General features: G+C 69.1%; 22 protein-coding genes. 2 read left to right on the forward strand and 20 right to left on the reverse strand.

Annotation, left to right across the window (positions count from 1 at the left end):
- Positions 1–43 precede the first annotated feature (43 nt).
- From ACIBK3_RS23040 to ACIBK3_RS23095, 12 genes are all read right to left on the reverse strand, one after another.
- Positions 44–1,249, reverse strand: coding sequence for a DUF6508 domain-containing protein (locus tag ACIBK3_RS23040; RefSeq protein WP_399368188.1), 1,206 nt, complete (start codon positions 1,247–1,249; stop codon positions 44–46).
- A 5-nt stretch (positions 1,250–1,254) separates the two neighbouring features.
- Positions 1,255–1,689 (reverse strand): hypothetical protein, encoded by a 435-nt coding sequence (locus tag ACIBK3_RS23045; protein ID WP_399368190.1) that lies wholly within the window; start codon positions 1,687–1,689, stop codon positions 1,255–1,257.
- The gene (locus ACIBK3_RS23050; RefSeq protein ID WP_399368192.1) at positions 1,690–2,091 is read right to left on the reverse strand and encodes a hypothetical protein; all 402 of its coding nucleotides are present in this window, start codon (positions 2,089–2,091) and stop codon (positions 1,690–1,692) included. It lies immediately after the preceding gene.
- A 42-nt stretch (positions 2,092–2,133) separates the two neighbouring features.
- Positions 2,134–4,977: an ADP-ribosyltransferase gene (locus ACIBK3_RS23055; RefSeq protein WP_399368194.1), complete on the reverse strand. Its 2,844-nt coding sequence runs from the start codon at positions 4,975–4,977 to the stop codon at positions 2,134–2,136.
- Complete coding sequence (locus ACIBK3_RS23060; RefSeq protein ID WP_399368196.1) at positions 4,974–5,366, reverse strand: DUF6507 family protein; 393 nt, start codon at positions 5,364–5,366, stop codon at positions 4,974–4,976. The genes ACIBK3_RS23055 and ACIBK3_RS23060 overlap by 4 nt, the downstream gene beginning before the upstream one ends.
- 109 nt (positions 5,367–5,475) lie before the next feature.
- Entirely contained in the window at positions 5,476–5,790 is a 315-nt protein-coding gene (locus ACIBK3_RS23065) for a pore-forming ESAT-6 family protein (RefSeq protein WP_399368198.1), read from the reverse strand.
- A gap of 72 nt (positions 5,791–5,862) precedes the next feature.
- On the reverse strand, positions 5,863–6,189 hold the full coding sequence (locus tag ACIBK3_RS23070; protein WP_399368200.1) for a hypothetical protein: 327 nt from the start codon (positions 6,187–6,189) through the stop codon (positions 5,863–5,865).
- 219 nt (positions 6,190–6,408) lie between these two features.
- Positions 6,409–7,113: an ABC transporter gene (locus ACIBK3_RS23075; RefSeq protein WP_399368202.1), complete on the reverse strand. Its 705-nt coding sequence runs from the start codon at positions 7,111–7,113 to the stop codon at positions 6,409–6,411.
- Entirely contained in the window at positions 7,113–8,705 is a 1,593-nt protein-coding gene (locus ACIBK3_RS23080; RefSeq protein ID WP_399368203.1) for an ABC transporter permease, read from the reverse strand. The genes ACIBK3_RS23075 and ACIBK3_RS23080 overlap by 1 nt, the downstream gene beginning before the upstream one ends.
- Positions 8,702–9,577 carry an ABC transporter ATP-binding protein gene (locus ACIBK3_RS23085; RefSeq protein ID WP_399368205.1) on the reverse strand — a complete coding sequence of 292 codons (876 nt, stop codon included), beginning with the start codon at positions 9,575–9,577 and terminating at the stop codon, positions 8,702–8,704. The genes ACIBK3_RS23080 and ACIBK3_RS23085 overlap by 4 nt, the downstream gene beginning before the upstream one ends.
- Positions 9,574–10,428 (reverse strand): zf-HC2 domain-containing protein, encoded by an 855-nt coding sequence (locus ACIBK3_RS23090; protein ID WP_399368207.1) that lies wholly within the window; start codon positions 10,426–10,428, stop codon positions 9,574–9,576. The genes ACIBK3_RS23085 and ACIBK3_RS23090 overlap by 4 nt, the downstream gene beginning before the upstream one ends.
- Complete coding sequence (locus ACIBK3_RS23095) at positions 10,394–11,017, reverse strand: RNA polymerase sigma factor (RefSeq protein ID WP_399368209.1); 624 nt, start codon at positions 11,015–11,017, stop codon at positions 10,394–10,396. The genes ACIBK3_RS23090 and ACIBK3_RS23095 overlap by 35 nt, the downstream gene beginning before the upstream one ends.
- Before the next feature lie 410 nt (positions 11,018–11,427).
- On the opposite strand from ACIBK3_RS23095, the gene ACIBK3_RS23100 reads away from it, so the two are divergent.
- Positions 11,428–11,712: a hypothetical protein gene (locus ACIBK3_RS23100; protein WP_399368211.1), complete on the forward strand. Its 285-nt coding sequence runs from the start codon at positions 11,428–11,430 to the stop codon at positions 11,710–11,712.
- A 237-nt stretch (positions 11,713–11,949) separates the two neighbouring features.
- On the opposite strand, the gene ACIBK3_RS23105 is transcribed toward ACIBK3_RS23100, so the two are convergent.
- Both ACIBK3_RS23105 and ACIBK3_RS23110 read right to left on the reverse strand, forming a co-directional pair.
- On the reverse strand, positions 11,950–12,585 hold the full coding sequence (locus ACIBK3_RS23105; protein ID WP_399368213.1) for a pentapeptide repeat-containing protein: 636 nt from the start codon (positions 12,583–12,585) through the stop codon (positions 11,950–11,952).
- A 20-nt stretch (positions 12,586–12,605) separates the two neighbouring features.
- On the reverse strand, positions 12,606–13,028 hold the full coding sequence (locus ACIBK3_RS23110; protein WP_399368215.1) for a MerR family transcriptional regulator: 423 nt from the start codon (positions 13,026–13,028) through the stop codon (positions 12,606–12,608).
- Positions 13,029–13,083: 55 nt separating this feature from the next.
- Between ACIBK3_RS23110 and ACIBK3_RS23115 the strand changes: the two genes are divergently transcribed.
- Entirely contained in the window at positions 13,084–14,055 is a 972-nt protein-coding gene (locus ACIBK3_RS23115; protein ID WP_399368217.1) for an SDR family NAD(P)-dependent oxidoreductase, read from the forward strand.
- A 240-nt stretch (positions 14,056–14,295) separates the two neighbouring features.
- On the opposite strand, the gene ACIBK3_RS23120 is transcribed toward ACIBK3_RS23115, so the two are convergent.
- Genes ACIBK3_RS23120 through ACIBK3_RS23145 form a run of 6 tightly spaced genes read right to left on the reverse strand, consistent with a single transcriptional unit; the run spans position 14,296 to position 20,262 of the window.
- A complete protein-coding gene (locus tag ACIBK3_RS23120; RefSeq protein WP_399368219.1) occupies positions 14,296–14,598 on the reverse strand; it encodes a hypothetical protein in 303 nt (100 codons plus the stop codon).
- The gene (locus tag ACIBK3_RS23125; protein WP_399368221.1) at positions 14,595–15,332 is read right to left on the reverse strand and encodes a hypothetical protein; all 738 of its coding nucleotides are present in this window, start codon (positions 15,330–15,332) and stop codon (positions 14,595–14,597) included. Before ACIBK3_RS23125 ends, ACIBK3_RS23120 begins: the two co-directional genes overlap by 4 nt.
- On the reverse strand, positions 15,329–15,667 hold the full coding sequence (locus tag ACIBK3_RS23130; protein WP_399368223.1) for a toxin-antitoxin system YwqK family antitoxin: 339 nt from the start codon (positions 15,665–15,667) through the stop codon (positions 15,329–15,331). Before ACIBK3_RS23130 ends, ACIBK3_RS23125 begins: the two co-directional genes overlap by 4 nt.
- Positions 15,668–15,710: 43 nt before the next feature.
- A complete protein-coding gene (locus ACIBK3_RS23135) occupies positions 15,711–16,481 on the reverse strand; it encodes a hypothetical protein (protein WP_399368225.1) in 771 nt (256 codons plus the stop codon).
- Positions 16,478–19,912 (reverse strand): hypothetical protein, encoded by a 3,435-nt coding sequence (locus ACIBK3_RS23140; protein WP_399368227.1) that lies wholly within the window; start codon positions 19,910–19,912, stop codon positions 16,478–16,480. Before ACIBK3_RS23140 ends, ACIBK3_RS23135 begins: the two co-directional genes overlap by 4 nt.
- Positions 19,909–20,262, reverse strand: coding sequence for a DUF6507 family protein (locus ACIBK3_RS23145; protein ID WP_399368229.1), 354 nt, complete (start codon positions 20,260–20,262; stop codon positions 19,909–19,911). The genes ACIBK3_RS23140 and ACIBK3_RS23145 overlap by 4 nt, the downstream gene beginning before the upstream one ends.
- Positions 20,263–20,369: the final 107 nt, after the last annotated feature.

Consider the following 20,369-nt stretch of genomic DNA (forward strand, 5'->3'; position numbering starts at 1 on the left):
TACAGCCGGGGTACGGGAGCGTTCGGGCGCCTCTCACGGCTTTTCACACCCCGCCCGACAACCCCGTCACGATCATGAACAGCACCCACAGCACGGGGACGAAGGCGACGTACGCCCGCGGCCGCCGGTGGACGGGCACGCCGGGGTCGTAGCGCGGGCCGAGCATTCCCGGGCCCGGGGGCGGGAGTTGCTTCACCTTGCGCACCGCGAGGAGATTCCTCACCAGCGTCAACGGGGCGAAGACGAACAGCGAGAAGGGGCTCCACCAACCCACGCAGAGCGTGTGGGTCGTCAGCGACCGGTACACGGCCAGCCCGCAGGTCATGCACATCGGCCCGTCCATCCTCTTGAACCCCATGAAGACGACGAGGCCGCGATGGGCACGGAAGGTGACGTCGGCCGCGGGGGAACCTCCGCAGAACCTGCACATGGGTGGGGGCGGGTTCCGGGCAGGCGCGGTGTCGCCCTCGGCCTTGGCTTCGGCCTCGGCGGCGCCAGGCGAGGGCTGCTCGGCATCGGGCGGGGCGGCAGTCCGTGGCTGATCGATGGAAGGGTCGGCGTACCAAGCCCGGAGCGACGCGGCGACGGCGTCGAAGAGGCCGCTCTCCACGGCCTGGGCGATCGTGCCGTCGCTGAAGTGCTCCCCGCGCACGAGCGTGGTGGCGGCACGCACGGCGTCGGCGGGCCGCAGCCGTCCGTCCGGCGGCACCTCGGGCATCGGGCTCTCCGTCCACCGGTGCTCGGGCGTGACGGCGCCGATGCCGCGCAGGGAGGCGACAGCGCGCTGCAGTGGCTTGCTGTAGCGGGGGTACGGCACCTGGATGGCACCACTCGGCGACTTCTGTCCCCCGCCCCACTGCACGTCCCGGTCCTCGTCCGTGAGCGCGTCGAAGGCGTCGGCGAGTTCCTGCCAGGCCTGAGCGTCGTCACGGACGAGCTGGGCGAGCAGGCGCCGGTCGTCGGCCGGGGTGACGACGCGGGAGAGTTCCTCGAGCGCGGCGACATCGGGGGCCTCGGTGACCGGCCCGACACCGGGTTCGTGGCTGAGCAGACCGAGGACGCCGAGGGGGGTGAGGCCACGTTCATGGGCCTCACGGACCTTGGTGTACCACTCCATCCCGGCGTCGTAGGCGGCACTGCTGCTCGCCTTCCGGTTGATCCACTCGACGTCGGTGCCATCGCCCCAGGCGTATCCGACGACTTCGCCGTCGGGGGCAGTGACGGTGATGTAGTGCACGGGGTTGGTCATGACGCTCAGGCCTCGGGGCCGGTACCTCCATGAAGAGTTCGCGAGTGGCCCTGGGCGAGGGTTTCTACCGCGGCGGCGTTGGGGGCGTCGGTGAGGGACTCGGGCAGGGCGCGTCCTCGGTTGCCCTCCGGGTTGGCCAGCATCTCCGCGAGGGCCTGCGACGGCAGGAGGTCCCGCTCCTTGGCCTCCTGCAGCCTGGCATACCAGATGCCTCCCTCGGCCAGAGCCCGACCTCCGGCGGCCTCGTACGGTTCCCACATGGCGGCATCGTCCTCGTCACCGGCCCACACGTAACCGAGGACCGCGCCACCCTGCTTGTCGACAACCGTGAAGTACCGCACCGGCTTGTCGGTGTGGTTCCGGTAGCGCGGCGGACCCGACACGAGGTTGAAGTGCACGTCATCATTGAAACGCGGGTTGATCGGTCGTTCGCCAGTCACCTAGTCACCTTTGGCGAGGGCCTTGACCGCAGCGGCGTTGGGAGCGTCGGCGAGGGAGCTTGGGAGGGGGCGGCCCTTGCCGGCAGTCTCCGGGGTGCCGTACAACTCCGCGAGGGCCTGGGAAGGTAGAAGGCCCCGCTCCTTGGCATCGCGCAGCCGACGGATCCAGAAGCCGCCTTCGTTCGCCGCACGGGGGCCACCAGCCTGCCGCGGTTGCCACGCGGCGGCGTCGTCCTCGTCGCTGGCCCACACCCAACCGAGGACCGCGCCATCCTGCTTGTCAACCACCGTGAAGCAACGCACCGGCTTGTCAGTGTGATTTCGGTATCGCGGCGGACCCGACACGAGGTTGAAGTGCACGTCATCATCGAAGCGCGGGTTGATCGGTCGTTCATCGCTCATGGCGTCCACATTCCTCTGGCTTGGGATGATCGGCAACGAAGGCTACGGCGTCGGCCTCGGCCTCGGCAGAACCTCCCCGTATACGTGCCACTTGCCCATCGTGTCCTGGAAGACGCGCGTCACCTTGTACTCGGAGCCCTTGGCGAGGAGCAGCTCGCGTTCTCCCTTTACCTGGGTGATGGACTCAAGCCAGAGGGCGGGCGTGTCCTTCGGTACCCGCAGGTGCATCCACACGGGCTTCTGGTCGAACGGGGGCGGCGGCGTCTTGCCGAGTGCCGTGGAGGTGAAGGCCTTGTCGTCGAACACACCACCCACCATCTCCATCGGTGACTCCAGTGGCTGGCCGTCGATCTTGATGTGGTCGACCCCGGTGCCGCGCACGACCATGACGTCCTCAGGCACTGGACGGGCGTCCATGATCTCGTCCATGTTCTTGATGGTGTCGAGGATGTGCTGGGGCGCGTCCGTGCCGAAGCGGAGGCGGTTGTTGATCGGGGTGTAGGACGAACCGGTGTAGGTGACGACCCCACTCCTCGTCTCGGGGTCCAGCCCTCTCATGAAGTCGTCCCAGTACGCGTTGCCATAGGCCAGGCCCGCCTCGTTGCTGACGCTGGGTGCGGGGTTCGTACCGCGCGCCAGTTCGGCCTCGGCCACCGCGTGCTTCTCCGCGTCGGTGGCCAGGTTGTCGAAGTCGTCCGCCGACATGTGCGGCTTGTAGTCGAACGGCTCCCCGGCCCCACTGCCCGGCACATCCGCACCCGGATGACCCGGAGCGACCGGAGCATCGGTGCCGTGGTGCACAGCGGCGTCGTCGACGTCCGCGTGATCACCGGCGTGCGCGGCATCGTCCGCGTAATGACCGACACCGTCGTCACCGTGTCCGGCACCGTGCGAGGCGTCGTCGGCATGACCGCCGCCGGGGGTGTCGTGACCCGTGCCGTGCGGGGTGTCCGGGGTGCCGTGGCCGCCGGTGCCCGGGACGTCATGACCGCCGGTCCCAGGAACGTCGTGGCCACCGGTGTGCGGCGTGGTGGTCGGGACCTCATGCGCGGGGGCTGCCGCGCCCTGGTGGTACCACGGGGTCGTCGCACCCGGGTGGCCGACGCCGCCGGGAACGTCGTTACCGCCGGTGTGCGGCGTCGACGTCGGGGGTTCGTGCGGCGTGGTGGTCGGCGCCTGGTCGTACGCGGACGGCGAGGGCGCGTGATCGTACGCGGACGGCGACGGCGCGTGGTCGTACGGGGATCCCGACGGCGCATGCCCGTAGGGCGACCCCGACGGCGTCTGAGCGTACGGGTTCGTGCCCGGCGTGTGGTCGTGCGCGGACCCCGAAGGCGCGTGGTCGTACGGAGATCCGGAAGGCGCGTGACCGTACGGCGACCCCGACGGCGCATGGTCGTACCCGCCCGGCGGCGTCGTGTCGAAGGCGCCGCCCGGCGTGTGGCTCGCGGCCGTGGCCGGAGTGTGTGCGGGCGCGTTGTAGTGGCCGGCGTTGGGCGCGTCGTAGTGCCCGGCGTTGTCGACCGTGTGCGCGGCCCCGTCGGCGCCCGCGTGACTCCCGGCGTACGACGGGGTGGGGGCACCCTGGGTCGTCCAGTGAGCCGGAAGCGTCGGTGTGGTCCCGTGGGGAACTGTCGGCGTGTTCGTCTCGTAGTGGACCGGCGTCGTGTCGATGGAGCCGTTGGGCGAGATGAGGTTGCCGTTGGGGTCCATCAGGTGGCCGCTGGGCAGGTGGACGGAGCCGTCGGGGAGAGTGGGGATGTCGATGTTGCCGACGCCCCGCAGCCCCTTCGCGATGTCGCCGATCTTCGACAGGCCCGCGCCCGCGCCCTTGGCGATGTAGGTCATCGGGTCGATGACCTTCCCCGCCTTCCCCGCCACCGACAGGACCTTGGCGACCGCGCCCGCCTTGCCGGCGCCCGCCGCCGCACCACCCGCACCACCCGTGAACACGGTCGTCAGGACGTTGAAGGTGACCGCACCGGCCGCACGACCGGGGTTCTTCCCCCACTCGTCCCAGGCGACCAGCGCCTTGCCCGTCTCCTTCATCGCGGTGCGCGAATCACGGATCCAGGACGGGAGTTTGTCGTCCGGCACCAGCCAGAACGCCGTACCCACACCCGGAATCGAGGCAATCGCCAGACCCGTCGCCAGCTGCGCCAGACCCTTCCACGCCTGACCCATCGCATCCCAGCCGCCGAAGCCGACCAGGGTCCCCAGGCCCTTGATCGTCCCCCAGATGCCGTCCACGATCAGGCCGTCCCACACGAACGACTTCACCCAGTGGCCGACCTCGTACCAGTGATGCTTCTCCTCCACCGGGTCACCCCAGGGAAGCTTCGCGTTCTTCAGATCGTCCGCGTTGAAGCCGTACTGGTCCTTCCGGTCCGAACCGTCCCCGGCGACCATCTGCGTGCCGCCCCACAACGCCGTGATCTTGTTGTGGCAGGTCCGCTCCGCCGCCCAGAACGCCGCCACCGTCGCGGTGATGTCGTCCCGGATCTGGTTGTGCTTGTCGACCTTGTCCTCGTCGTACTCCCAGTCGTCATCGTCCTTGACCGAGTCGACGAACGTCGTGGCCTTGGCCTTCAGCTCCTCCAACTTGGTGACAAGGGGCTGGACTTCGGTGGCGTACGACGACAACGCACCGGAGACGGTCTCGAGATCGGTGGCGAAATCGTCCGCCCGTTCCTTCACCGGCTTCGTCGTCGCGAAGAGCTGCTCCGCCTCCGGAGCCGTGTAGTACGCCGACAGGCCCTGGAACTGATCGTGGACGTCACCGCCCGTGGTCCGGACATGCGTCGCGTCCTTCTTCAGGTCCGCGTAGTCCGTCTCCAGCAGCGGCAAGTTGCCCGTGAACTGGGGAATCTTCTCCGGCTGAATCACGACTTGCCCACCCCTGGCATGTCCAGCTTCGGCTCGGCCAACGTCTTGCGCTGCGCCTCCGCGGCCATCTCCTGGTCGCCGTTGAGGTACGCCGTGGTCGCGTCCACCGCACCCTGAAGGGACTTACCGGCCCGGGCAGCGACGTACTGCAGATCCTTCGACGCCCGCTCCGCGTACTGCGACAACGCGAGAGCCACCAGACCGCCCCCAGGCTTCTCGCCGCCCTCACCGCCACCGCCGCCCTCGGCGGAGATCGTGCCCGCGTGCGTCGCCGCCGACGTCAGGTGCTCCCCGAACGCCTTCGCGTACTTCTCCAGGTCCGACGCCGTATCACCCGTCGTCTTCAGGACATGCGAAATGCCTTGCGGCTTCAGATCCCAGCCGGGCACCGAAAACCCCCGTTTTCCTAAACTTCCGATACCGATACCGAACAAACAGCCCTGGAGCGGACCCGAACCCCGCTCCAGAGCGAATGATTACGGCAGAAGAACCCGCCCGTCAGCCGATGTTGTCGACGGCGGCCTTCGCCCGCTGGAGCGTCGACTGCGCCGTACCGTCGTTCTTCTCCAGCGTCGACTTCAGCAGACCGATGATGTTCTTCACTTCCTGCGAGGCGTTGTTCCACCGCTGTTCCTTGCCGTGGTACTCGTCCGCCACGCCATCCGCCGTGAAGTCCGCCATCGCCGCCTTCACCTGACGGTCACGATTCGCGATCACCTCTTCCAGGCGGCCGATCACCACCTGGATGTTGGACTGCGCATCCGCCGACGCACCCGTGTCGTACGACCGACGATCAGCACCCGAACCCGCCATCACACACCACTCCCCGAAAGTCGAAAGAAAGTCCGCACCGAACGAACCCCAAGCCCAAGCCCAAGGCCAAGCTCAGCGGAAGCGAGCCGCGTCGAAGTTGGCGGCACCCATCTGCTGGCGGGCGTTGTCGCCCTGTTCCTGGTCGCCGGAGCTGAACGCGGAGTCCATCCCGGACTGACCACCGAGGATCGCGGACAGCGAGGAGTTCAGGTCGGAGGTGATCCGGTCCGCCTGTCCCTTGAACCGGTCGAACATCGCGCGGCCGGAGCCGTTGAACTTGCCCTCCAGCGGCGTCGCCGCCTGCACCAACTGCCGGATCAGCGAGCCGAGATCATCACTCGATCCCCGCGAATCGCGCTGCAGCTGCGACAGCGTCTGCGCACCCATGTCGAACTTCATTACGCCTCCCCCGTACGGGCTGCTGCGGCGACCCATCCCGGTCCACCGCAGAAGTTACTTCCAGCCATATCTATCAACCCGTCAGTTGCCTGCGCAATCGGGGTCCCCAGCACGCACAGAAGCACCACAACTCGGCCGGGATCCCGTTACCGGAGAGGTGAGCAGGGTCACGCCGACGACGTGGGGGCAGGGTCCAACGGGCGGCGTTCGTGCCGGCGATCAGACGGCGGAGTCGGGCTCGAGAGCCTCGCCGCCAGTTCCGGGGGAAGTGCGCTTCGCACGCGGCTCGTCGCGCAGCTGTGCCGCGCAGCCGACGAGGGCGACGACCAGCAGCACCGACCACCGCAGGGTGGCATCGCTCCAGTTCGGATCACCCGGTACGGGAAACAACGCCAGGCCCTCCGGCAGGAACAGCGCCGCCACGACAAAGAGCGTCACCGCAGGCGCGGCTACCAGGCTGCCCGCTCCCAGCGCAGAGCGCCGTACGCCGACGAGGGCGAGGGCGAGCGTGCCGACGGCGAGCGTCAGGCCTTCCACCGCGAGACCGCCGACGGGGAACAACTGCCGTGCGTCGGCCTCCACCCCCAGCCGGGCGAGGCTCGCCGAGGCACTCCAGAAGAGTCCGAAGACCAGCAGGCCCACGGCCATCCGCAGGCCGCTTCGCAGCCCTCGGGAAACGGGTACCACCACGGTGGTCCGGGCCGCGGGGTCGTCGAGGAGGCAGGCGAGGCCGATGGCGGTCAGTACTGTCGCGATCCGCAACAGCACGGTGGCCGCGTCCGGTTGGACGTGTGCGGAGAACAGCGCGGGGCAGCCCGTACCCACCACCCCCACCACGCCCGCGCCGAGCAGCGGAAGGGTGCGGGCGGCCCGCAGGTCGGGCCCGAGGAGGGTGCGCAGCACCGCACTCGTGGAAGCGGTCATCACCGGCACCGGCCCTCCTCCCCTTCGCGCGCGGCCGGCGGGGCCGGGACGCCCAGGAGGGCGGCCGCCTCGTCGGTAGTGGTGTCCGGCGCGGTGAGTTCCGTCCACGACTGCTTCACCTTGGCGCCGACCTCGGCGTCGGTTCGGGTCAGCAGGGTCCGTACGAGGTCCTGTTCCCGCGCGTTGACATGGAAGCCGGTGGCGGCGTTGAAGGCGTTGAGCGAGAGACCGCCGAAGGACCGCCCGGACAGTGAGTCGTAGGCCTCCCGGGTCTGGTCGGTCGCCTGGACGGCGAGCCACAGCGTGATCGCCCCGCGAGCACGGCAGATCGCCTGGCTGCGGGCGTCGGCGGAGGCCTCGCCGGTCACCGCGCGGTACGCGAAGCTCCCGGCGAAGCCGAGCATGTGGTCGCCCGCGAGTTCGCTGTGCGTGCCCCAGTCGGTGCCGACAGGCACGGCGCCCGGCGTCCCGGCCGCACGGTCGTCGGCGGCCCACCGCGCCACCGGCAACGGAGGTACGACACCGCTGTCGACCGTGTTCAGGAAGACGTGCTGGCGTACGGCATACCGCTTCGCCCGCTCGGACGGCGGCACCCAGCGCAGCACTCCCCCGGTCACCTCGGCCCACTGCCGGTACCGGTCCTTGAACTCGGGGAAGGCGCAGTAGGCGATGCCGTCGTGCTCGACGCACGCCTGCTGCGACGACGGGGCGTTCTCGGCGGTCGTACGGGCCTTGCGCACCTCGTCCGGCAGGCCGCCCTGCTGCGCGACACCCGTGCCGATCACCGCGAGCAGGGCGACGCCGGCCGTCGCCTTGAACGCGGTCGAGCGACCGCCCGCGCGGAGCACCGCCGTTGCGACGACCAGGGTCACCAGGGCGGCCAGATAGAGCAGATGCCAGCTCACGGGACGGTGGGTGAGTGCGGTGGGCAGTGGCGGCACGTTCTCGTCCTCGATGCCGACCAGACCCCACCACCGCGCATCCGACGTCGGCTGCAGCGCGCCCACCACGGTCGCGATCCCGAGTGCGGCCAGGGTGAGCGGCGCGGCCACCACGGACCGGACGACGCGGGCCACGAGGACGCCGATCGCGCCGGCCAGGAGCACCACGAGCGGGCCGGTGGCGAGTTCCGCCACGGAAGGGCTGCCGACCGCCGCGTCCTGAGCGGCCAGGTATCCGATGCGGGCGCCGGCCAGGACCACCGACAGCGCGGTCACCGGCAACAGGGCGAGCAGCAGGGCCCAGGTGCGCCGCCAGGGCGGGAGCACCAGGAGGTCGAACATCGCGTCGGTGCCGTGCCGGTACGAGCGGAGCGCGGCGAGGTTGGCCGCGAGCAGGGTGCCCGCCGCGATCAGCAGGAGCGACACCTGGGTGTAGCGGTCCTCGTCGTGCAGCACCGGATAGCGGTCGTCGCCGGAATACGCGCTGTACACCCACTGCGCCAGATACAGCGCCAACGCGGCGAGTACCGCGGGGTGCCGCAGCAGCCGCACGGCTTCGACGCGGGCGAGCGTGCGCGTCGCGGCGCCCGCCGCGGCGGAGGGGGTGCGGCTCTCGGCACGCACCGGGGCCTCGGTCATCGTGCCGCTCATGCCGCTGCCCCCTGACCGGCCCGCCGCCCGGTGTCGTCGAGGAGCAGCAGATAGCCGTCCTCCAGCGCCGGGTCCACGATCGCGGCACCCGACGGCGGACTGCCGATGTTGTGGAACGTCCCCTTGCCCGTACGCCATCCGGCCAGCGCCCGCGGGTCGCGCTCGGCGCTGCTCCACACCCGGCCCTCAGCGACGGCGCTCAGACCGACCGGATCACCGTCGAACTTGACGACGCCGTGGTCGAGTACGACGACGCGATGACACAGGGCGGCGACGTCCTCGGTCTGGTGAGTGGAGAGCAGGACGGTCCGCCCCTCTCCGATGTCGGCGATCAACTCCCGGAAACGCAGCCGCTGTTCGGGGTCGAGGCCGACGGTCGGCTCGTCGAGGATGAGCAGTTCGGGCTCGCCCGCGAGGGCCGCGGCGAGCGCCACGCGCTGCTTCATGCCGCCCGACAGCATCCGGATCCGCTTGCCGCGGTGCTCACTCAGGCCCACGGCGTCGAGCACCCGGCGCACCTCGTCGTGCCTGCGGCCGCGGTGGGTCATCTCCTTGAGGATCGCGACGTAGTCCACGAACTCGAAGGCGGTGAAGTTCGGATGGAATCCGGGGTCCTGCGGCAGGAATCCGAGGTGCCGCCTGATCTCCGTCCGCTGGCCGGGGTCGCGTGGATCCCTGCCGAGCACCCGGATCTCCCCGGCGTCGGGTACGAGTGCGGTGGCCAGGGCCCGCAGCAGGGTGGTCTTGCCCGCGCCGTTGGGTCCGAGCAGGCCGGTGACGCCCGTCTGCAGCGAGAAGGACACGGAGTCGAGCGCCACGGAGCGCCGGTAGCGCACACCCAGGTCCCGTACCTCGACGGTGTGGTCGGTCATCGGGCAGTCCCCTGTCGGTAGGCGGGCCGGTCGAATGCGGTACGGGAGAGCAGCACGCACGCCGAGGCCACGGCGAGCACCGCGGCCGAGGCGGTCTGTCCCGTCGCGCTGAAGACCGCGTGCGATGCGTGGGTGGCGATCAGGACGGCGAGCCAGCCGGCCCCGGTCGCGCCGGCCGCCGTCGTGGAGTCCATACGTGCCGCCAGGGCGAGACTCACGGCGGTGAGCGCACAGCCGGGCAGCAGCCACCCGAAGGTGGCGAGGCCGAGCCCGGGCAGGGCCAGACTGGCGGCGGCCGTCAGGGGAATGCAGGTGCCGAGGACCACCGCGGTGCGCAGCAGCACGAGCCGGAAGGCCCGCATGGGGGCCACCAGGCCCATCTCGTGCGCGGGGTCCCAGCGCCGGCCGTAGGAGACGGCCACGCCGGCCACGGGCAGCAGCGGCGCGAGACCGAGGAAGAGCACCGGAGTCCCGGCCGGCTCAGCGAGGCGCGCGATCAGCGCGGCCAGCAGCAACGTCAGAGCGGCGGCACTCACCCAGGAGGCGCGCAGCGCCGGAGTCGCCGCGAGCAGCCGCGCCACATGCTCCGGCACCCCGAACCGGAGCAGCAGTCGCTCTCCCCTGCCGGGTACGGGTGCGTCGATCGCGATGTCGAGGCGCTCCCAGCCGTGGTCCAGGATCCGCCGGTCGGTGTGGTCCGACAGCCGTGAGCGGCAGAGCGGACAGTGGTCGAGGTGCGACTCGACGGCCCGCAGGGCGTGCGGCGCCGTCTCTCCACGCGCGTAGCCGCGCAGCAGCGCGTCAGGTGTGTGGTGGTCAGTACTCTCCTGCGGCAATCTCCGCTGCGTCATCCTCGCCTCCTCTCCAGCCGGGCCGCGACCGCGGCCCTCTGAGTTCCTGCTTCAGTAATGTGCGGGCGCGCATGGCGCGCGTTTTCACCGTGCCGGGCGGCACTCCGAGGACCTTCGCGGCCTGCCGTACGGTCAGGCCGTCGACCACCGTCGCCTGCATGACGTGCCGGAGCTCCACGGGCAGCCGGGCCAGCGCATCGGCCAGATCGCCGTGCCGGCCGCCGGCGAGCGCCTTCTCCTCGGCCGACGGTTCGTCGGGGACACGCAGCCGCTGCAGCGCCTGATGCAGCCGCGAGCGAGCGCCTCCCGCGCGGACCTGGTCGGCGAGCCGCCGGGAGGCGATGCGCCACAGCCAACCTCCCATGTCGGCGACCTGCTGCTGCCGGCCGGCCGCACAGGTGCGCCACAGGTTGAGAAACGTCTCCTGGACGATGTCGTCGAGCAGCGAGTCGTCCGCGCAGCGGTGGCGCAGTCGGGCGGTCAGCCACGGGGCGTAGTGACGGTAGAGCAGCGCGAAGGCGTCGCGGTCCCCCTCGGCGACAGCCGCCACGAGGTCCGCTTCGGTATCCGCGTCGCGCGGCTCTCCCATCACACCCCTTCGTCGTAACGGCCCGCGCTTGCGGTTCACGGACCAAAAGTGATCCTCGTCACATTCGACCGGGGAGACCCGCTTGTTTCACGCCACATGGCGGAGGCATGTCCGGTCGGAATCCGGCCACGCAGGATGTCCGCGAGCCACAAACGCCCTGACTGGACACCATCAAGGACGAACGGAGGGTTTCCCTCCCTTTTTCCGAACTCGCGCACACATTCGGACACCGGCTCAACTCGCATGTTGTGCAAGGTACTTGTGGGCCTGACAGGCACAGACAAAGCTACCGACCGACCGCGCTCCCCGGGGATCCCTGACCAGGTCTCCGACGGAACGATTTGTTGTACCCACACAAAGGGGGAAGTCCTTTGCGTACCTCAACCACCCTTAAGCGCACGGGGGCGATAATGCTCTCCGCAGCGGCTCTCACAGCCGTCGTCGGCGCCTCCCCGGCGTCCGCCGCCACCCGCGGCGCCACCGGTACGGCGCCCACCTGCGTCGCCGGCTGGGTCAACCGGGGCACGCTCACGCAGACCGGCCACGCCCGTAACGACTGTGGCTACCGCGTGCGCGTGAAGATCGTCTGGGCCTACGGCGCGGACGGCACCTGCACCACGCTCGACCCGGGCTGGGAGGCCACCTCCAAGGTCGCCATCGAGCCGCGCCGCTTCGACGGCGTCAACAACTGCTGAACAGCCGGCAGTTGAGCCGCAGTTGACGCAGTGAGCACAAAGGGCGTTCCCCGGAAGTCAGCTCCGGGGAACGCCCCTTGCGTGCACATGGTACGTCGATGAATCGGTCGCGGTCGGCGCGTTCGTGAACCAGGACGAGGATGCCGCGCGGCGTGCAGGGCAGCGGCGCCGTCTCGCTCAGTACGTGAGGGCCGCGGTGCCGTTGCGGCCAGAGCTCTTCAAAATGATCTGCGATCTTCAGGGCACCCCATTCGCTCCAAGGACGCGAACCTTGCCACCTCGCTGGTTGAGCCACTCCTGCAACTCCACGCCAGACAGTTCCCGTGAGCCCGTTCCTCCGCGCAAGGTAACCGGCCCGAACACAGATCCCCTTATGCCCTGGAGTTTCGTATCGTCATCCACCGTGATCCTGAACGAACACTCGTCGAAAACCGCGTCACGAAGGTCCGCCGAACCGAAATCAACACCCAGCAGTGATGCCCCCATGAAACGGGTCCCCCTACAACTGGCGCCCGCAGCATCGACATCACAGAGCGAGGCCTTCACCAGGTTCGCAGCGTCCAGGACGGCACCGCCCAGCATGGCATCATCCAGAGTGACTCGTACCAGAGAGGCGCTCGTGAGATCAGCGCCTCTGAGGTCCGCCCCCTGGGCGTCCGAGCGATACAGCTCCGCCTGGACAAGTCGCACGTGCACCATCTTCGCCTCGGTGAACCACGACTCGGAGAAGTCACCGTACGAGAGGTCCGCACCGCTCAGGTCGAGCCCCACGGCGTCGAGACCGCCCTCCCCCTCAAGCCACTCACGCAACCGCTGAGCGGCAGTCTCATCCGTCGGCAGCCTGATGGGAACCTTCTCAAGTTCTCTGTTCACGAACTGAACCTGACCTCCCCTCAGACCGTCGGGTCCCATAGCCCGCCGGCCTCGCCGCGGGCGAGGTGCTCGGCGTAGACGCCGACTTTCCAGGCAATAACCGAACGGCATTCCTCCAGTGCCTGGATCTGTGCCTCGACGCGCTGCTGGTGGGTGTCGAGGAGTTGGAGCCGTTCAGCCTCGTTGCCCGGGCCGTGCCGTACCAGTTCGGCGAACCGTTTGAGGTCGGCCAGCGGCATACCGGATTCGCGCAGCTTGACGCAGATCAGCAGCCAGTCGACATCGACTGCGGTGTATCGCCGTCGGCCGCCCGCGGTGCGTTGAACCGGTCCGACCAACAGTCCCTCGCGCTCGTAGAAGCGCAGTGCGTGCACGCTGAGTCCGGTCCGCTCGGCCACCTCGCCGATGCTCAGTGGCTCCGCACGGGATTCGGTAGTCGCCATGCAACCCAGCCTAGGACTTGATCTAGACCTCGCTCTAGTTCCTAGCGTCGTCGGCATGACCATCACTGATCAACAGCCGCTCGACTCGCCCTTCTCTGCCACCAGCACCGCTGAGGACGTCATGGCCGGCCTCGACCTCTCCGGCGCAACCGCTGTCGTGACCGGGGGCTATTCCGGACTGGGTCTGGAAACCACCCGGGCCCTGGTGACCGCCGGAGTCCGGGTCATCGTTCCAGCACGCAGGCCCGGGGCCGCCCGCGCCGCTCTCGCAGATGTGGACGGTTGCGAAGTCGTGCCCATGGACCTGGCGGACCTGGACAGCGTGCGGGCCGCCGTCGCGCAGATCAACGACTCGACCAGCAGGCTCGACCTCCTCATGGCCGTCGCCGGCGTCATGGCCACCCCTGAGCGGCGCGTCGGACAGGGTTGGGAAGGCCAACTCGCCGTCAACCACTTCGGACACTTCGCCCTCGCCTGCGAGCTCTACCCGCTGCTGGCCGCCGCCGGCGGAGCGCGGGTCGTCGTCAACAGCTCCGCCGGGCACACCCTGACCGGCATCCGCTGGCACGACCCGCACTTCCGCACCGGCTACGACAGGTGGCTGGCCTACGGCCAGGCCAAGACCGCCAATGCCCTGTTCGCCGTGCAACTCGACACGCTCGGACGCAACGACGGCGTCCGGGCGTTCGCTCTCCACCCCGGCAAGATAATCACCGGCCTCCAGCGTGAGATGACTCTCCAGGAGCAGATCGAGCGGGGCTGGGTGGACGAACACGGCACCGTGATCGGTGCCGACTTCAAGACACCCTCCCAAGGCGCCGCCACCGGCCTGTGGGCCGCCACCTCTCCGCTTCTCAACGGTCGCGGCGGGCTCTACCTCGAGGACTGCGACGTCGCGCGCGTCTCCGCCCCCGCCGAGCCCATGGACGACGGCGGCGTCCGCGAGTACGCCGTCGACCCCGACGCAGCCGAACGGCTGTGGGAACTGTCCATCGCGGCGACCGGTGCCACCCCGATCACGCGATGAACCCGCTCGCTCGCCGTCGTCCATGGTCGCGGCAGGATCATCGATGTCGATACGGAGTGTCTGACCTGTCCTCCCCTCGGCCTCCCCCGGTTCATGCCCAGTCACCTGAGAGCCTCCTTGACGTGGGCCCGTACCGCGTTGTCGCCGACAGCCGCCAGGTAGTCGGCGAACCGACGAGCCTCAGGCCCGTTTGTCCGCTGCACGATCGTCACCGCGTGGATGAGCGGGCGGTGACCGGCGTCATGGCTCAGTGCGTCCTGCGCGAGGCTCACGGCCGCGGCCGTGTCCACAAGGTGCCTGTTCGGGATCGCGCGCGGCGGCGATCACCGCGTCGTACCCCGCCGGTTCCGCCCAGGTCGTCAGTGCGACGCAGGCCAGGAACCGTTCCCGGGCAGCGGCCGAGTCATCGTTCAAGAGGTCTACCAAACCCGGCACTCGCTCGCGGTGCCGGGGATCGTCGAGCGCCTCGTAGATGACGTCGTCCACGTCCGACACCGGCCGCCCGTCGAAGTCCGTACCCAGCAATGCGTCGAACCGGCTCACGTCTGCCTACAGGGGGATGTCTCCTGGATTTCCGGGATAGCCTCGCGCAGTTCCCTCAGGGCTCGCTCACCCGGCTCTACGGCGATGAGGCGACGGGCGGCCTCCAGGGATCGCGCCGCGTCGGCCCGATGGACCGCAGCGGTCATCAACGCCAACTGCAGGCCGAGGTCGTACGGGAACCGCTCCTTCGCCAGCCTTGTGACGCCGCGATCCACCGTCGCCTGGATTTCCGGAAGGCCGGCTACCACGAGATCGGGACGCAGCAGGGCTCCGATGTGCCGGGCGAACTGGACGCGGTCCGCGATGGCGAGCAGCGCCCGCGCGGCCTGTGTGCGCTCGGTGCGGGTGCCGCGCTCGTCGATCATGTCCTCGCTGTTCCCCACGGCGTCGGCGAGCAGCCCGAAGGTGTCGTCCTGGCCGTGGAACCTGTCGTAGGACGCACCTCGCCATGGCACCGATTCGGGGATCCGGGCAGCCTGCGTGACCGCTTCGTACCCGGCCTCGTCCGCCCAGCGGGTCAGTGCGACACAGGCCAGAAAGCGCCCTGAGGGATCCTCGCCAGGATCTCGCAGAACCTTCCTCAGCTCCTCGGAACGTTCCTGATAACCGCCGTCCAGCCCTTCGCCGATGACGTCATCAGGTTCGGCGGGCAGGCCGTCGAAGTCCCGGTAGAGCAGCGCGGCGACTGTGGCACTGGGCTCCCAGGGGCCCTTGCTGTCGGACAGGGGTGTCATCCCTGTCTGCTCGTGTTCTCCCAAGCCCGGGTCGGGCGTCCTTCCTCGTCCCACTCGTAGTGGGAGAGCGGCGTTCCGCTGTCCGCGCTGTGGAGTTTCTTCGTGGCGAGAACGCCGTTCTCGTGCCAGCTCTTGTAGTCGCCGGTCAAGCTGCCCATCCGCATCGTTCCCTCTGCTCGAAGGACTCCGCTCTTGAACCATTCACGGAACGGACCATCCCGGTAACCGTCCGTGTAGGTCACCAGACTCACACGATGCCCTGCGAGGTACTCCTCGACCTCACCGGTGAAGAGTTCACCCCGGTACAAGAGTCGCTGGGCATAGTCGAGGTCCACCTCGGGATCGTCGAGGTCGACGCGTGGCGACCCGCCGCTCCGTTCAGCGCGTGGCCGTGAGCTTGGTGATGGCCGAGTCGATGAACCGGGCCGCTTCCACGGCCGAGATCTCGACGTGGTCGACCTCGTTGTGCCCGAGTTCGTACAGGCGGAGATACTCGGTCGGCTCCCAGCGGAGGTTCCGGGTGAACGCCTCGTCGTGCGTCTGTCCTTCGTCGATCCGGCGCCGGACGATTCCACGCGGATTGCTCCGAGGGTACCCGTCACTGATCTTCGCGTAGTAGGTGATCTCGCCCTCGGCGTCGAGGGCGTCCAGGACCGCCGGCGCGAGCGTGAGGAAAGGAGACGCGGCGAGATTGCTCTCCACCGTGCCGAGACGGACCATCGCGCCGTTGAGGTCGATGAATTCCTCGACGAAATACCCTCCGCCCCGCTCGAACATGACCAGCAGCGGCTCGTAAGGGCTCTCCGGGAGATCCGCCGGCAGTTCGACCCTCGCCTGCCCCAGGGCCGCCCACCGTACGGCGGCCCGGCAGGTCCGCTTGAGGGAGGACGGGGCCACGCCCGTGAGCGCCTCCTCCAGTTCGGCGGCGACGTCCGGCGCGATCTCGACCTCCGGCGCGACCACCTGGACGAGGTCGAGGAACGGCCAGGACGCCCCGACGTCGTACGCCTTCGCCCAGGCCGCCGTGCGACGCAGGTACTCCCGCATGAGCAGCGCGCGTGAATTCGCGTGCTCGTATGCCGCCGCGTCGTCGCTCCAGTCGATCGCCCTGAGCCGTTCGAGCACCACGCGTGAACGATCGTCAGTCACTTCAGGTCCAGCCCCTTCGCTTTCAGTTCCTGGACGATATCGTTCACGAAATCATCGATGTTGGACAAATCGTCGGCCAGCACTGTCTTTGGATGCTTGAGGCCGAGCTTCTGCCAGGCCGTCCCGAATCCACCTCGCACTGGGTTCGGCGAGAGGTCGTGTGCGCCGGCCGCGCCCAGGCTCTTGGGAGACCGTCGGCCGTCGACGGTTCCGTCCTCCCCGATGCGCCACAGACCCGTCTCGTCGCGGAGATACGGCAGCCCCCGCTTCATCAGCTCACTCTCCACGTATTCGTGGCTCATGAGGTTCTTGAATTCCCTGATCTGGTCGGCGTCCAGGGTGCCCTTACGCGCTCCGTCCCACAGGTCCGCGATGTCGTCGCGCGGTGTGAACAGACCGCGCTTCCACTCTCCCGGCCCGACGACCACGTCATGCTGGGCCCGGATCATGTGGGTCTTCACGTCGCGGATCACGGATTCGGAAACGCCGGTGTGCTTCGCCATCTGCGGCACGTCGACGTGGTTCGGAGTGCCCCGCAACGACTCGTAGATCTGACCCGCGTACTCGGAGGGCTCGTCGACCCAGCCGGCGCCACTCCAACCACCCTCGGGACCGTGCGTGTACGGAGTTCCTCCGTCGCCCGTGTCCAGCTGGTCCCCAGGGCCGTCGGCGTCCCGCCCGGCGTCATCGACGGGGCCGCCCTCGTCGGCCTCGCGCCCCAGGTCACCGGCGTCGTCTCCGACGTCCGCGGCTTCATGGCCCACCGTGTCGGCGTGCCCACCGGCCGAGTCGAGGTCCCTGCCCAACGCGGACGCCGCGTCTGCGGCACTGTGCCCACCGAGTCGGATGTCCCCGGCACCGTGCGGCACCGGAACCCTCCCGAACAACTCGGTCTGCTCAAGCTTGATCGCGGCGAGTTCGTCGGCGGAGACACCGGGCAGGCGCTCCTTCTCGTAGAGGACGTGGCCGTCCATCTTGGCGGTGAAGCTGTCCGCCGTGTGGAACTGCAGCTCGAAGACCTGACCACTCATCGGGTCACGCCAGGTCGAGTTGATGCCCTTGTACCCGGCGGAGTCCCAGGAGTTCTTGAACGTGACGTTCTCGAAGCCCTTGGCATGCAGGTCGTCGACCGCCTGCTGGACACCGTGGGTGTACCTGTCGGCAGGAACCTCCATGGTGTAGCGGATGGAGTCCTTGATGTCGCCCAGCACTCGACCGTGGTCCACGCCGATGTCCTCGAGCATGTCCGTGGCGAGCTTGCGCTTGAGCGAGTCCTCGCCCTTGAGCCGGTACTCGAGTCCGATCAGCTTGCCGTGGTCGACGCGGCCCGCGATGGACTGCATCGACTCCGTGATGTGCGGCTCGGCCTCCTGCGAGCGTCGCATGAAGTCGTCCGCCGCCGCGTTCGCCTCATGGTCCAGGCGTAGTCCATTCTCGCCCTGCCATGATCCATCGGGCAGATTGCCTCGGGGTCCCTCCGGCACGGAAGCACCGGGACCTCCGAAATCGCCGTCGTGCGGCGGAGGCGGCACGTCGCCGCCGGAGTCGGCCGGAGTGTGGTCGCCGCCCGTACCGCCGGGCGTGTGATCACCGTGGTCGGGCATCCCGTCGTGGCCACCGGCAGTCCCGTCGTGATGAGGCTGGGGGGTGTCGGAGCCGCCGGTGTGAGTGGACGGCGGTTCGTGGCCGGCCGACGGTCCCTGCGCCACGTCGTCGGCTCGGCCGCCCGGGAGATGCTCCGCGGCGCCACCCGGCAGATGGTCACCCGCATGACCTCCGGGCACACCGTCGCCCCCGGCATGCACGGACGGGACACTGTCCCCGCCCGCGTGCACCGCCGCGTTGTCGGGCACTCGGCCGGCGTCGCCGAGATTGGTGTCCAGGCTGTTGCCCAGTTTCACCGACTGGGCGGCCTGGTCCGCGGTGTGGGTGCCCGCGCCGACCAGCGCCGGTTCCTTGACCGGGGAGTCCACCCGCGGCACGTCCGCGCCCGATGCCGGGTTGCCGGAAGTCCCCTTGTCGACCACGTCCGTGGGTGCGTTGTCGACGCTGTCGACCACGTTGCCGTGCTGGTCGAGGAGGTTCCCGTCCCCGTCCATGTACTGGGCCGGAGACCCCTCCACGCTCGGCAGCTTCGTCGTGCCCGCCGGGAGGACCGGGGTGTCGTGCGGGAGTTGGATGTTGCCGTCGGGCAGCCGCGTCGCGCCCTCCGGGATCGCCGTGCCCTCCGGCAACCGCACCGTGCCGTCCGGGAGCTTCAAAGCGCCCTCGGGCAGCGTGAACGCACCCTCCGGCAACTTCGGGATGTCGATCGCGCCGACGCCCTTCAGCCCCTTCGCGATGTCGCCGATCTTCGACAGGCCCGCGCCCGCGCCCTTGGCGATGTAGGTCATCGGGTCGATGACCTTCCCCGCCTTCCCAGCAACCGACAGGACCTTGGCCACCGCGCCCGCCTTGCCCGCGCCCGCCGCCGCACCACCCGCACCACCCGTGAACACCGTCGTCAGGACGTTGAAGGTGACCGCGCCGGCCGCACGGCCGGGGTTCTTCCCCCACTCGTCCCACGCCACCAGCGCCTTGCCCGTCTCCTTCATCGCCGTACGCGAATCACGGATCCAGGACGGCAACTTGTCGTCCGGCAGCGTCCAGAACATCGCCCCCAGACCGGGGACGGAGGACAGCGCCAGACCGGTCGCCAGCTGCGCCAGCCCCTTCCAGGCCTGACCCATCGCGTCCCAGCCGCCGAAGCCGACCAGTGTGCCCAGGCCCTTGATGGTGCCCCAGATGCCGTCCACGATCAGGCCGTCCCAGACGAACGACTTCACCCAGTGGCCGACCTCGTACCAGTGATGCTTCTCCTCCACCGGGTCACCCCAGGGAAGCTTCGCGTTCTTCAGATCCTCGGCCGCGAAGCCGTACTGGTCCTTCCGGTCCGATCCGTCCCCGGCGACCATCTGGGTGCCGCCCCAGATACTGGTGATCTTGTTGTGGCAGGTCCGCTCCGCCGCCCAGAACGCCGCCACCGTCGCGGTGATGTCGTCCCGGATCTGGTTGTGCTTGTCGACCTTGTCCTCGTCGTACTCCCAGTCGTCGTCGTCCTTGACCGACGCGACGAAGGTGGTGGCGTCCGCCTTCAGCTGCTCCAGCTTGTCGACCAGCGGGCGGACTTCGGTGGCGTACGACGACAACGCGCCCGACACCGTCTCCAGGTCCGTGGCGAAATCGTCCGCCCTCTCCTTCACCGGCTTCGTCGTCGCGAAGAGCTGTTCCGCCTCGGGAGCCGTGTAGTACGCCGACAGGCCCTGGAACTGGGAGTGGACGTCCGCACCGGTCTTGCGGATGTCGCCCGCGTCCTTCTTCAGGTCCGCGTAATCCGTCTCCAGCAGCGGCAAGTTACCCGTGAACTGGGGAATCTGGGCCGGCTGAATCACTGCTTGCCCACCCCCGGCATGTCCAGCTTCGGCTCGGCCAGCGCCTTGCGCTGCGCCTCCGCGGCCATCTCCTGGTCGCCGTTCAGGTACGCCGTGGTCGCGTCCACCGCACCCTGAAGGGACTTACCGGCCCGGGCAGCGACGTACTGCAGATCCTTCGACGCCCGCTCCGCGTACTGCGACAACGCGAGAGCCACCAGACCGCCCCCAGGCTTCTCGCCGCCCTCGCCGCCACCGCCGCCCTCGGCGGAGATCGTGCCCGCGTGCGTCGCCGCCGACGTCAGGTGCTCCCCGAACGCCTTGGCGTACTTCTCCAGATCCGACGCCGTATCACCCGTCGTCTTCAACACGTGCGAAATGCCCTGCGGCTTCAGATCCCAGCCCGTCACCACAAGCCCCCGTATCTCTGAAGTTTCCACGTCCAGGAGAGGGCCCGCGGAAGCCCACCGAAGTGAGC

Origin of the sequence: Streptomyces sp. NPDC050287 (genome assembly GCF_044459385.1) — a bacterium.
GTDB lineage: Bacteria > Actinomycetota > Actinomycetes > Streptomycetales > Streptomycetaceae > Streptomyces.